Annotated in this window: 11 protein-coding genes; 8 read left to right on the top strand and 3 right to left on the bottom strand. The window is 49.6% G+C overall.

Annotation, left to right across the window (positions count from 1 at the left end; translation table 11 throughout):
• Positions 1 to 12 precede the first annotated feature (12 nt).
• The gene (siiF, locus tag ABVN44_RS08445; protein WP_000358571.1) at positions 13 to 2079 is read left to right on the top strand and encodes an SPI-4 type I secretion system protein SiiF; all 2067 of its coding nucleotides are present in this window, start codon (positions 13 to 15) and stop codon (positions 2077 to 2079) included.
• A gap of 277 nt (positions 2080 to 2356) precedes the next feature.
• Here the strand turns inward: siiF and ABVN44_RS08440 are convergent, their stop codons facing one another.
• Entirely contained in the window at positions 2357 to 2638 is a 282-nt protein-coding gene (locus ABVN44_RS08440; RefSeq protein ID WP_000719058.1) for a YjcB family protein, read from the bottom strand.
• Between the two features lie 562 nt (positions 2639 to 3200).
• Between ABVN44_RS08440 and ABVN44_RS08435 the strand changes: the two genes are divergently transcribed.
• Entirely contained in the window at positions 3201 to 4802 is a 1602-nt protein-coding gene (locus ABVN44_RS08435) for an EAL domain-containing protein (protein ID WP_023231875.1), read from the top strand.
• Here the strand turns inward: ABVN44_RS08435 and soxS are convergent.
• Entirely contained in the window at positions 4790 to 5113 is a 324-nt protein-coding gene (soxS, locus tag ABVN44_RS08430) for a superoxide response transcriptional regulator SoxS (protein ID WP_000019483.1), read from the bottom strand. The genes ABVN44_RS08435 and soxS overlap by 13 nt on opposite strands.
• Positions 5114 to 5199: 86 nt before the next feature.
• Between soxS and soxR the strand changes: the two genes are divergently transcribed.
• The 4 genes from soxR (at position 5200) to ABVN44_RS08410 (ending at position 10112) form a co-directional block, all read left to right on the top strand.
• Entirely contained in the window at positions 5200 to 5658 is a 459-nt protein-coding gene (soxR, locus tag ABVN44_RS08425; protein ID WP_129339487.1) for a redox-sensitive transcriptional activator SoxR, read from the top strand.
• A gap of 292 nt (positions 5659 to 5950) precedes the next feature.
• Entirely contained in the window at positions 5951 to 6619 is a 669-nt protein-coding gene (locus ABVN44_RS08420; protein ID WP_001651253.1) for a glutathione S-transferase family protein, read from the top strand.
• 347 nt (positions 6620 to 6966) lie between these two features.
• Positions 6967 to 8316 carry a guanine/hypoxanthine transporter GhxP gene (gene ghxP, locus ABVN44_RS08415; protein WP_000106907.1) on the top strand — a complete coding sequence of 450 codons (1350 nt, stop codon included), beginning with the start codon at positions 6967 to 6969 and terminating at the stop codon, positions 8314 to 8316.
• A 149-nt stretch (positions 8317 to 8465) separates the two neighbouring features.
• Positions 8466 to 10112 carry a Na+/H+ antiporter gene (locus tag ABVN44_RS08410; RefSeq protein ID WP_001536604.1) on the top strand — a complete coding sequence of 549 codons (1647 nt, stop codon included), beginning with the start codon at positions 8466 to 8468 and terminating at the stop codon, positions 10110 to 10112.
• Between the two features lie 94 nt (positions 10113 to 10206).
• On the opposite strand, the gene ABVN44_RS08405 is transcribed toward ABVN44_RS08410, so the two are convergent.
• Positions 10207 to 11094, bottom strand: a complete 888-nt coding sequence (locus ABVN44_RS08405) for a LysR family transcriptional regulator (protein ID WP_000354962.1) — start codon at positions 11092 to 11094, stop codon at positions 10207 to 10209.
• 103 nt (positions 11095 to 11197) lie between these two features.
• On the opposite strand from ABVN44_RS08405, the gene ABVN44_RS08400 reads away from it, so the two are divergent.
• Both ABVN44_RS08400 and ABVN44_RS08395 read left to right on the top strand, forming a co-directional pair.
• Positions 11198 to 11608 carry a CidA/LrgA family protein gene (locus ABVN44_RS08400; protein WP_000257347.1) on the top strand — a complete coding sequence of 137 codons (411 nt, stop codon included), beginning with the start codon at positions 11198 to 11200 and terminating at the stop codon, positions 11606 to 11608.
• Complete coding sequence (locus ABVN44_RS08395) at positions 11601 to 12290, top strand: LrgB family protein (RefSeq protein ID WP_001067096.1); 690 nt, start codon at positions 11601 to 11603, stop codon at positions 12288 to 12290. Before ABVN44_RS08400 ends, ABVN44_RS08395 begins: the two co-directional genes overlap by 8 nt.
• Positions 12291 to 12304 lie beyond the last annotated feature (14 nt).

Here is a 12304-nt window from a genome sequence, read left to right as displayed (position 1 = left end):
GGGGGGTTACTTATGGATAAAAAACTAGAACCTTATTATTTAAGTGCGGAAACGGCATTATCTATAGTGTCTAAAAAATTCAACATAAAAATTGACATCAAAGAGGATGATATAAATTTAAGATTTAAAAAATACGACAGAAATAACACTGATGACTCTATACAAATGAAGAATTTCTTTTTGTCGTTAGGGCTTTCTCTACAGGATATATTATTTAATAATGGTGAGGATTTACTAAATGAGCCTATGCCGATTTTACTATTAACACCAGAAATGAAGTGGATGGTGTGTGTGAGCGGCGGGCAAAAAATAAAGTTGGTAAACGCGCGCGGTGAACTCTGTTATGTTGAAATTGAAGATGAATATTTAAAAGAGTTATCTGCATTTAGTATACTGCCTTTAAATAAAGTTGTTGATAGTATAAGAGTAAAAAATATCATAAAAAACTCTTTATCGATGAACAAGATTTTTTATACTAAATACTTCTTTTCATCTCTTTTTATGGCAATTTTTGCGTTAACTATCCCAGTATTTAGTAATCTGTTCTATGATAAGCTTGTTCCAAGTGCTTCGGTTTCATCTTTATTTGGCGTGGCTATAATTGTTGCTGTATTTATTGTTTTTGAGTTTATCCTTCGTACTTCGAAAGATATTTATCAGTCTATCACAGCAAGGCAGGATGACGTCGATATTGATATCGCATTTCTTGAAGCGGTCCTGTATAGTAAAAAGAAAAATGGCAGATCCATGTCATCAGCATTTGTGCTATGGAATGAGTTTCAGAAAATTAAACCCGTTTTATTAAACTCGATCTTTCAACGTATAGCCGATATTCCAATATTTATTATATTTCTCATTGTTATATATGTAAATTTAGGTCTGGTCGTTATTGTACCTGTTACCATGTTTATCGTCTCTATTATTATTTCCATCGTTAACCACCATTATACTAATGAGTTAATGAACAAACAAAAAGAAGGACAGAAGAACAGGAATATTTTCATCTCAGAAGTTTTCTTATCTATTAAAATGATCCATACCTTAAATAATCAAGGTTTACTTTTTGATTGGGTTAATACATCAAATGAACAGTCGTATCTTAACCTGAAGATAAGGAAATTAAATCTTATCTATCAATCTATATTGGGGAGTATGTCATCTATCACCCAAATAACCATTATGGTAATAGCCTTTTTTATGGTAATTAAGGGGGATGTTACCACTGGCGCAATTGTTTCATCTGTCATTGTCTCTGGTCGTATCTCCGGGATCATTTCGAATTTTTCTTCTACATTAATCTCTATTTTATCAGCAGAAAAAACCGGTAAGGATCTGCTTTCTTTTTTTGATGAAGATCAGGCAGAAAAAACACCGGCATTACAGTCCATATCAAAGTGCAATGGCGATATCTCTATCCGGGGCGTGAGTTATCAGTATGATGCTCAATCTCCGATGATTATTAACCGACTGTCTATAGACATACCTGCGGGGCAACGTGTCGCGGTGGTAGGCGAATGCGGAGCAGGAAAAAGCTCATTACTGGGAATGCTATCTGGCTACCTTTCGCCAACAGACGGTGCCATCTTATATGATGGATATAACTTAGGACATTTATCGCAGAACTTTTTTTCTCAGCATTTAAGTGTGGTGACGACACATGATGTTTTATTCACCGGAACCATTGAAAGTAATTTCGCGTTAAAACCGCAAAACGACAGGGGCCGGGTACTCAAGGCGCTTCATCTGGCGAACTGTGGTTTTATCTTGCAACATCCTATGGGGCTGAAGTTTCCGGTGAATTTTATGGCTAAAAACCTGTCATCCGGACAGCAGCAGCAGTTATTATTAGCACGTAGTCTGAGCAGTAACGCCAGCGTCTTTTTATGGGATGAACCAACATCAAATCTGGATGAGAATACCGAGAAGCAAATTTTTGATAACTTAGATGAGTTTATTCATGGGAAAACGTTGATCATGGTGACGCATCGTCGATATCTGATAAAGTATTTTGACCGGGTTCTGGTAATGAAAGGTGGAAAAATAATCCGTGATTGTTCTCCGGATAAATTATTAATGTAAAATAAGCAGCGCTTGTCGCTGTTATCAGGTGGTACTGCTTAATAAAAAAGACCCGTTGCACAAACGGGTCTTTTTTGTCATTTAACGAGTCGGCAATGTCTTCAATAAGTTTAGCTCGATTCTGTTAGGGCTATTCCACTTGCCATTTTTGGATAACCACACCTGGCGGCCCTCATCAACGGCTATGTGAGGGACGTGATGGTTCGCAAGGCTACCCCTGGCGCGCGATTCCGCGTTGAGATAACCGGTGGGCGGCTTCAGCGGCAGCGATAGCGTATCAGGTCAGCACCATCGGCCATTCTGGCGGGGTCTGGCTCATCGTTTCGACCATTACGGCTTCAATGTTATGCCAGATCGCAGCGAGATCCATCATGGTAATACCGAGTAAGCCGGTGGCAAACCAGCAGGCGGATACCACGCCCAGACCGCTACTGATCACCGCCAGACCAATATAATCTGATTTACGGAAACGGATATTGAGCGTGCTGGCTAAAAACATGAGCACGGCGCTCAACAGTTGCCAGCGGAGAAGAACGACACCAGTGGTTATGGCAGCCATGAAACATTTCCTCTGAATAGACCTTTGTCCAGGACAGCTCGGCGTTGTTCCCGGGAAACGTGGGACATTCTGGCTATCAACGGACGTCACATCAACATCGAATGAAACATTGTTTCTATTTCATTGTTTTTGTGAACTATATCACAAAAACAAGCTTGTTCGCCAGATCGGCAATGTATTTTTTGTGCGTTTTATAACCGTATTTTTTGTGTGACTTCTACGCGTCCGTAGAGAAACTGCCGGAAAGCAAAGATGTATTATTACTACTCTTTTATTTTTTTTCGTGAAATTCAGACCTGATAAAAATATCAAGTTATTTATCAAAAGAAAGGAGTAAAGATGTATACCCCATCGTTTACTTGAGTATAAATCTGATATTATCAAAAATATTTAGCGTCCTGCCTGGTATGCGAAAGAGATTGCGCGTAGTTATTAATGGTAAATGTTGATCGGTAAAAGTCTGTTGCTAATATTGATAAATTCATGCACCGTAAACCTCCGTTTGGTTCACGTCTTATTTTGCCAATAATAGTCACAAATAATGCAGGGAAATAGGCTGAAAATGAGTCAAAGCACACGACGCAAGGTGTTGAGATTTCTCGGAACGATCATTGTGGTGTTACTTCCTGTATTGCTGGCGATCTGGTTTGCTCATATCCGGGCAGTCTCTGAAACCAGAAATCAGTTACATTCATTTGCGCAGTTGGTATTAGATAAAACGGAGCGGGTTATCCTGCAAGCAGATTTAGCCCGCGATGCCGCTGAACAATATCAGGGGCAAGCCTGTACGCCAGCCCATCAACAGCGAATGCTGAATATTATCCGCAGTCGTTTGTACATTAATGAGTTGATTTATGCTAAGGGCCAGCGTTTTCTATGCTCTACGGTTATGACGCCAACAAGTCCTTATTTTATTCCCCGCGCTGACTATAAACGAAAGCCTGACATCGCTATTTATTACTATCGTGATACGCCTTTTTTCAACGGTTATAAAATGACATATATGCAGAGGGGAAACTATGTCGCGGTTATCAATCCCTTATCTTATAGCGAGGTGATGTCAGACGATCCGGCGTTGGCCTGGGGAATGTATGATACGGTGACCAACACCTTTTTCTCCCTGAGTGAACAGGCGCAGGCTGATCAGCTATTACCTTTGGTACGACGGAGTGAACCTGTGTTCCAACAGGGTGAGCGTTTTTATACTCTGGTTAAATCAGCAAAACGACCGGTTGCCGCGATTGTGTCAACCTCAAAGCAACGCTTTTACCAGAACCTCTTTCATCAGCTTACGTTAACGCTACCGTTAGGGATCATCTGTAGCATTATCGTCTTATTTATGTGGTCACGATCCCGGCAGGCATATTACTCACCGCGTCGATTGCTGCAACGGGCCATTACCAGGCACCAGCTTTGCCTTCATTATCAGCCGATCATTGATATCCGAAACGGGACATGTGTAGGTGCCGAAGCGCTATTGCGTTGGCCGGGCTATCACGGTCCGGTGATGAGCCCGTGCGAATTTATTCCGCTAGCGGAAAAAGAGGGGATGATTGAGCAGATCACCGATTATGTCGTCGAAGAGGTATTTAATGATTTAGGTGGTTTTCTGGCCGCGCACCCGCATCTTTATGTCTCTATCAATCTCTCTGCCGCCGATTTTCTCTCTTCCCGGCTAATTGTGATGATTCATGAAAAAACGCGTCAGCATTCAGTGCTTGCGCAACAGATAAAGGTTGAAGTGACCGAGCGCGGATTTATTGATGTGCCTAAAATGACGCCGATTATTCAGGCGTTTCGCCAGGCGGGATACGAGGTGGCAATTGATGACTTTGGTACCGGCTATTCGAACTTGCATAACCTGTACTCATTAAATGTCGACCTTTTAAAAATTGATAAATCTTTTGTCGACACGCTAACCACTAATAGCGCCAGCCATTTGATTGTGGAACATATTATTGAAATGGCGCAAAGTTTGCGGCTAAAAATCATTGCGGAGGGGGTTGAAACGGCTGAACAGGTTAGCTGGTTGCTAAAACGCGGCGTTCAGTATTGTCAGGGATGGCACTTTGCGAAGGCGTTGCCACCACAGGAATTCATCGCCTGGTTACAACAAACGCCCGCGCCTCTGACGATACGCGGGCAGACGCCCTACAGGCGGTGACGGTAATCGCTGGGAGTGCGATCGAACTCGCGGCGGAATACACGCGAGAAGGTTTGCTGCGATACATAGCCCAGGTCCATCGCGATATCAAAAATCGGGCGCTCGGTCGTTCGTAGCTCAACAGCCGCCAACAGGAGACGGCGCTGGCGAATATACTCGCCTAATGTTTGATGCGTTACCGTACGAAACATCCGCTGCAAATACCACTTGGAGTAGCCCGATTTTTTTGCCACCACATCAATGTTTAGCGGTTGGTCGATATGTTCATCAATCCATTCGATAAGGGTCTGAATTATCTGCTGATGCGACATATTGTTGCCTCTTAAACAGTATTCGATTCGTCGTTTTGTCTGCGGGCGAGTATAATTCCTCAAGTTAACTTGAGGTAAAGCGATTTATGGAAAAAAAATCTCCCCGTTTAAAAGCCTTACTGACGCCGGGGGAAGTTGCGAAACGTAGCGGTGTTGCTGTGTCCGCCCTGCACTTCTATGAAAGCAAAGGGCTAATTACCAGTATCCGTAATAGCGGTAACCAACGGCGATACAAGCGTGACGTGTTGCGTTATGTCGCGATTATCAAGATCGCCCAGCGTATCGGCATCCCGCTGGCAACTATCGGCGACGCGTTTGGTATCTTGCCGGAAGGGCATACGTTAAGCGCGAAAGAGTGGAAGCAGCTCTCATCGCAGTGGTGCGAAGAGTTAGACCGACGTATTCATACGCTGGTGGCGTTGCGCGATGAGCTGGACGGTTGTATCGGCTGCGGCTGTTTATCGCGTAGCGACTGTCCGCTGCGAAATCCAGGCGACAGGCTTGGCGAACACGGGACGGGTGCCCGGCTGCTTGAAGATGATTAACATGCACTCGGCCATCGGGCTGAGTCCACCTAAAACTAAAGCGCCGCTAAGGGCGCTTTAGTTTGTTTCCGGTCTTTGTCTTTCGCTCTATCCCGCTGATTACAGGAGGGTTTCCCCCGACGTCAACACCCCTCATATCGAGCACGTGGTGGAGGTTCCGGTTTGTGTTGATACTGTAAGTGTAAGCGACGACGCCCTGTTCGCCAGCGAAATGCTCATTTTTTAGCCGAAATTTTTACGGCAACTGCCATAATTTTCTATAGTTAGTTGGCATACCTTACAGGAGACAGCCATGCTGACGGTGCACCATTTAAATCAGTCTCGTTCGCAGCGCATCCTCTGGGCGCTGGAAGAGCTGGCGTTGCCTTACCAGATTGTGCGTTACCAGCGTGAAAAGACCATGCTGGCGCCGCCGACATTGAAAAAAGTGCATCCGCTGGGCAAGTCTCCGGTTATCGAAGATCACGGTATGGTTATTGCGGAATCGGGCGCCATCCTGGAATATTTGCAGGACACTTACGACAGTATCGGACGCTTTAAACCTGCGGATGCGCAGGGGAAACAACACTATCGATTCTGGCTACATTACGCTGAAGGTTCGCTCATGCCCTTGCTATTGATGAGACTGCTCTTTACCTCTCTGGGTAAACCGCCGGTACCATTGGGCCTGCGAACGTTGGGCGGCGTTATCGGTAAGGGCGCGCAAAAAGCGTACCTCAATCCGCAACTGGAAACCCATGCGCGCTTTATTGACGGGCATCTGGCAAATCACCCCTGGTTTGCCGGAGAGCAGTTAAGTATGGCGGATATCCAGATGAGTTTCCCGCTATTTGCGCTGCTTGCCCGAGGCGGGATCGCTCATCTCGACCATATCAACGCATGGAAAGCGCGGGTAGAAATGCGTCCAGCCTGGCAGCGAGCGATTCAGCAGGGCGGTCCGTTTACCATTCCTGGCGGATAATGGCGTTTTTGTGAGCAGATTGCGCAACGTATTTGCTAACAGCGATGCGAAAAATTGTTGCTGGATTGCGCAGGGACGATAACGTTTGCGCATCGTCTGGCTATTTATTGAGCATACTAAGCAGAAAAGCATAAAAAGCGGTAAAGTTCAGTTGAAAAAGCGTTGATGATCGCTGGATAATCGTTTGCTTTTTTTTGCCACCCGTTTTGTATACGTGGAGCTAAACGTTTGCTTTTTTTGCGGCGCCCCGGTTGTCGTAAATGTAGCACAAGGAGATAACGTTGCGCTGTTAGTGGATTACCTCCCACGTATACCGACGAATAATAAATTCTCAGGGGATGTTTTCTATGTCTACGCCTTCAGCGCGTACCGGCGGTTCACTCGACGCCTGGTTTAAAATTTCACAACGCGGGAGCACCGTTCGCCAGGAAGTCGTTGCTGGCTTAACCACGTTTCTCGCGATGGTTTACTCCGTCATCGTGGTGCCAGGGATGCTGGGTAAAGCCGGGTTCCCGCCTGCCGCCGTCTTTGTAGCGACCTGCCTGGTCGCAGGCGTCGGCTCTATCGTTATGGGGCTTTGGGCGAATCTGCCGCTGGCTATCGGTTGCGCTATCTCGTTGACGGCGTTTACCGCGTTTAGCCTGGTCCTGGGGCAGCATATTAGCGTCCCGGTCGCGCTTGGCGCCGTATTCCTGATGGGCGTACTGTTTACCGTTATCTCCGCCACTGGCATTCGTAGCTGGATTTTGCGTAACTTGCCACAGGGCGTGGCCCACGGAACCGGTATCGGTATTGGCCTGTTTTTGTTGCTGATTGCCGCCAACGGCGTCGGCCTGGTCATTAAAAACCCGCTGGATGGCCTGCCGGTCGCGCTGGGCGATTTCGACACCTTCCCGGTGATTATGTCGCTTGTAGGGCTGGCTGTTATTCTCGGTCTGGAAAAGCTGAAAGTCCCCGGCGGCATTCTGTTGACCATTATTGGCATTTCTATTGTGGGTTTGCTCTTCGATCCTAACGTCCATTTTTCCGGCATTTTCGCCATGCCTTCGTTGAGCGATGAAAACGGCAACTCACTGATCGGCAGCCTGGATATTATGGGCGCGTTAAACCCTGTCGTTCTGCCAAGCGTACTGGCGCTGGTGATGACGGCGGTGTTTGATGCGACCGGAACGATCCGTGCGGTCGCAGGGCAGGCTAATCTGCTGGACAAAGACGGACAAATTATCGATGGCGGTAAAGCGCTAACCACCGACTCCCTGAGTAGCGTTTTCTCCGGCCTGGTCGGGGCGGCGCCAGCCGCGGTGTATATCGAGTCTGCGGCCGGTACGGCGGCGGGTGGTAAAACGGGCCTGACGGCGATTACCGTGGGCGTGCTGTTTTTGCTGATCCTGTTTCTTTCGCCGCTCTCTTATCTCGTTCCCGTCTACGCAACCGCCCCGGCGCTCATGTATGTCGGTCTGCTGATGCTGAGTAACGTGGCGAAAATCGATTTTGCTGATTTCGTCGATGCGATGGCGGGGCTGGTAACGGCCGTATTTATTGTACTGACCTGTAACATTGTCACCGGGATTATGATCGGCTTTGCCACGCTGGTCGTCGGGCGTCTGGTTTCCGGCGAATGGCGTAAGCTGAATATCGGAACTGTCGTCATTGCGGTCGCGCTGGTCGCTTTTTATGCTGGCGGCTGGGCTATCTAGTTCTGCCTTCATTCTGAAAAACGGGCGGCGTTGGTCGCCCGTTTTCATTTTCAGGACACATCACGTTACCTTTTGCGTTAATCTGAAGAAGGTGAAACCGAGGCATGATGCCTTTCTCCATCATAAAAAACATCGCAAACAGGGAACGCATGGAAATTTTCTTCACAATACTCATCATGACCCTTGTGGTCTCGCTGTCGGGGGTATTTACGCGTGTATTACCCTTCCAGCTTCCTTTACCCCTTATGCAGATCGCCGTTGGCGCGCTGTTGGCGTGGCCGACGTTTGGTTTGCATGTGGAATTTGACCCGGAACTCTTCCTGGTGCTGTTTATTCCGCCGCTGCTGTTTGCGGATGGCTGGAAGACGCCGACCCGTGAATTTCTTGAGCATGGACGAGAGATTTTCGGGCTGGCGCTGGCGCTGGTCCTGGTAACGGTTGTGGGAATCGGCTTCCTGATTTATTGGCTGGTGCCCGGCATTCCGCTGATCCCCGCCTTTGCGCTGGCCGCCGTGCTGTCGCCGACCGATGCGGTAGCGCTCTCCGGAATTGTGGGCGAGGGGCGCATCCCGAAAAAAATCATGGGCATTCTGCAGGGAGAGGCGTTAATGAACGACGCCTCCGGTCTGGTATCGCTGAAATTCGCCGTCGCGGTGGCGATGGGGACGATGGTCTTTACCGTCGGCGGCGCGACGCTGGAATTTTTTAAGGTCGCTATCGGCGGTATTCTGGCGGGTTTTGTGGTCAGTTGGCTGTATGGCCGCTCGCTGCGTTTTTTGAGCCGCTGGGGCGGCGATGAACCCGCGACGCAAATTGTCCTGCTGTTTCTGCTGCCCTTCGCGTCTTACCTGATTGCCGAACATATTGGTGTCTCAGGCATCCTGGCCGCGGTTGCCGCCGGGATGACCATCACCCGTTCTGGCGTAATGCGCCGCGCGCCGCTGGCAATGCGTTTGCGCGCGAACAGTACCTGGGCGATGCTGGAATTTGTCTTTAACGGTATGGTCTTTCTGCTGTTGGGACTGCAATTGCCGGGTATTCTGGAATCTTCGCTGGCGGCGGCGGAAGCTGACCCGAATGTCGAAACCTGGATGCTCTTTACCGATATCGTGCTGATTTATGCGGCATTGATGCTGGTTCGCTTCGGCTGGCTGTGGACCATGAAAAAGTTCAGCCTGCGCTTTTTGAAGAAGAAACCGATGGAGTTCGCCAGCTGGACGTCGCGTGAAATTCTGATTGCCTCCTTCGCTGGCGTTCGTGGGGCGATCACCCTGGCTGGTGTGCTCTCTATACCGTTACTTTTGCCGGATGGCAGCGGATTTCCGGCGCGTTATGAACTGGTATTCCTGGCGGCTGGCGTCATTCTGTTCTCGTTGTTTGTCGGCGTGATCATGCTGCCGCTGCTGTTGCAACATCTGGAAGTCGCCGATCATGCGCAACAGTTGAAAGAGGAGCGTATCGCCCGCGCGGCGACGGCGGAAGTGGCGATTGTCGCCATTCAGAAAATGGAAGAGCGTCTGGCGGCGGATACCGAAGAAAACATCGATAATCAGTTGCTTACTGAAGTAAGCTCGCGTGTCATTGGTAACTTGCGTCGCCGTGCCGATGGGCGAAACGATGTCGAAAGCTCCATACAGGAAGAAAACCTGGAGCGACGTTTCCGTCTTGCCGCGCTGCGTTCCGAACGCGCCGAGTTGTATCATCTGCGCGCCACACGAGAAATCAGCAATGAAACATTGCAAAAGCTGCTGCACGACCTGGATTTGATGGAAGCGCTACTGATAGAAAATCAGTAGTCCTTGTGGCCCGGTGGCGCCATGCTTACCGGGCCTACAAGTAGGCCGGATAAGGTGCTTGCGCCGCCATCCGGCAAGGGTTTTAACCCATGGCTTACGGTTGTTTCAGCCAAAACCCTTCGCAACAGGTTAACCATGCCCGGGCGCTGTGCGACAGATACACGCCCTCTCGCCAAATCATGCCCAACTGCCAGCGGAGATCGCTTTCCAGCGGTAGCCAGCGCAGCGTGGCCTTATCCAGACGCTGACAAATTGGCTCCGGCAAAATGGCGATGCCGACGCCCGCTTGCACCATGGCGGCGAGAAAATCCCATTGCCCGCTGCGCACGGCAATCCGTGGTTTTACGTCATGCTGGCTAAATAAGGTCATCAACTGGCGGCTCAGGGCAAAGTCTTCGTTATAGATAAGAAGAGGATGCTCCGCCAGAGCTTCAGGCGCGATGGAGTCGCAGGTTGTCCACTGACCGGAACGGGGAACCAGCACGCACAGCGGATGACTGAACAGCGATAACGTCGTCAGCCCGCTCGCTTCTTCCACCGGGAGCGCGGTCATCGCAACATCCAGCTCGCCATTCATTACCGCCTGCTGTACCGTCAGGCCGCCAAACTCCGAAATTTTGAGTTCAACGCCAGGGTAGCGTTGTCGAAACAAACTGATTGGCCCGGCCATCAACATGCCGACCATCGGGGGAATACCCAGCCGCAGCACGCCCTTATTGAGATGGTTAATATCGCTCAACTCAGCCTCTAACTGGCGAAACTCAGCGAGGATCGCCAGACCGCGTTCAAACACCACGCGTCCGGTATCGGTCAGCAATAACTTACGTCCGTCGCGGATCAGTAGCGTACAGTTAAGCTCATCTTCAAGATTTTTCAGCATCTTGCTAATGGTGGGCTGGGTGACAAATAACTTCTCCGCTGCGCGGGTGAAACTTTGCTGGCGCACCACCTCGACAAAATAACGCAGCGTTCTGATATCCATGATTATTCCTTCCGACTATGCCTGCAATGATTTTAATTCATTTCTGCCCGTGACGGAGGTTCTCTATACTGGCGCTCCGTATTATTTTTCAGGACATTCCCTCATGGCTGTGGCGATAAGCCGCGTTACGCCTGCCGTTGTGCAACGACTCCAGGTACCGGTTCAGGTACTGCTCTATGCAGGTTTATTCATTTTTTCCCAATATCTTGTCTCCTGGCTGCACCTGCCGTTGCCCGCGAATCTGGTCGGCATGGTGCTTATGTTGGCGCTGATCGTTTGCCGGATTATTCCGCTTAGCTGGGTACGCGCAGGCGCACGCTGGCTGCTGGCGGAGATGCTGTTATTCTTTGTTCCCGCCGTGGTGGCGGTAGTGAACTATGCCCATCTGTTACTGGTGGACGGCTGGCGCATCTTCTCGGTGATAGCGATAAGTACCTTAATGGTACTCGGCGCGACGGCGTGGGTGGTGGATAAAGTGTATCGCTATGAGATGAGCAGGCTAAACCGTGAATAACGTTCAGTTAAGCGTACTGTGTCTGGTGATTACACTGGGGATTTACTTCGCCAATAAGCGTCTGTATCGCCGTTTTCGCAAACTGCCGTTGATGCCATTAGTGTTGACGCCGGCACTGCTGGTGTTAATGCTGGTGTTCGGTCATATCTCCTGGCAAAACTACATTGGTGAATCGCACTGGCTATTGTGGCTGCTCGGCCCGGCGACCATTGCCTTTGCGGTGCCGGTGTACGATAACCTCGCTATTATCAAACGTCACTGGATGTCGCTCACCGCGGGCGTAGTGACGGCGACGGTGGTGGCAGTCACCAGTTCCGTTTGGCTGGCGCGTCTGTTCACGTTATCGGATGAGATTCAGCGTAGTCTGGCGGTACGTTCCGTTACTACGCCGTTTGCGCTGGCGGCGGCAGAACCCCTGGGCGGGCAGCCGGATCTGGTGGCGCTGTTCGTGGTCGTCACTGGCGTGTTTGGCATGGCGGTCGGCGACGCGCTATTTTTGCGTCTCTCTATCCGGGAAGGCATGGCAAAAGGGGCAGGATTCGGCGCGGCGTCACATGGGGCGGGCACGGCGCGTTCCTATGAACTTGGTCAGCAGGAGGGCGTCGTCGCCAGTCTGGTAATGATGCTGTCCGGCGTGGTGATGGTGTTGGCTGCTCCGCTGGTGGCGAGGGTGATGTTCTGATTTTCCTCCGACCC

This window comes from Salmonella sp. SJTUF15570 (assembly GCF_043357055.1).
GTDB classification, from domain to species: domain Bacteria; phylum Pseudomonadota; class Gammaproteobacteria; order Enterobacterales; family Enterobacteriaceae; genus Salmonella; species Salmonella enterica.
The sequence above is the reverse complement of the archived record's forward strand: the minus strand, read 5'-3'. Positions and strand labels throughout refer to the sequence as shown.

Excerpts from the sequence above, each read along its gene's own strand:
- ABVN44_RS08440 (WP_000719058.1), bottom strand. The coding sequence starts at position 2,638 with ATGGCTGCCATAACCACTGGTGTCGTTCTTCTCCGCTGGCAACTGTTG.
- ghxP (WP_000106907.1), top strand. The coding sequence starts at position 6,967 with ATGTCTACGCCTTCAGCGCGTACCGGCGGTTCACTCGACGCCTGGTTT.
- soxS (WP_000019483.1), bottom strand. The coding sequence starts at position 5,113 with ATGTCGCATCAGCAGATAATTCAGACCCTTATCGAATGGATTGATGAA.
- siiF (WP_000358571.1), top strand. The coding sequence starts at position 13 with ATGGATAAAAAACTAGAACCTTATTATTTAAGTGCGGAAACGGCATTA.
- ABVN44_RS08410 (WP_001536604.1), top strand. The coding sequence starts at position 8,466 with ATGGAAATTTTCTTCACAATACTCATCATGACCCTTGTGGTCTCGCTG.
- ABVN44_RS08435 (WP_023231875.1), top strand. The coding sequence starts at position 3,201 with ATGAGTCAAAGCACACGACGCAAGGTGTTGAGATTTCTCGGAACGATC.
- soxR (WP_129339487.1), top strand. The coding sequence starts at position 5,200 with ATGGAAAAAAAATCTCCCCGTTTAAAAGCCTTACTGACGCCGGGGGAA.
- ABVN44_RS08400 (WP_000257347.1), top strand. The coding sequence starts at position 11,198 with ATGGCTGTGGCGATAAGCCGCGTTACGCCTGCCGTTGTGCAACGACTC.
- ABVN44_RS08405 (WP_000354962.1), bottom strand. The coding sequence starts at position 11,094 with ATGGATATCAGAACGCTGCGTTATTTTGTCGAGGTGGTGCGCCAGCAA.
- ABVN44_RS08420 (WP_001651253.1), top strand. The coding sequence starts at position 5,951 with ATGCTGACGGTGCACCATTTAAATCAGTCTCGTTCGCAGCGCATCCTC.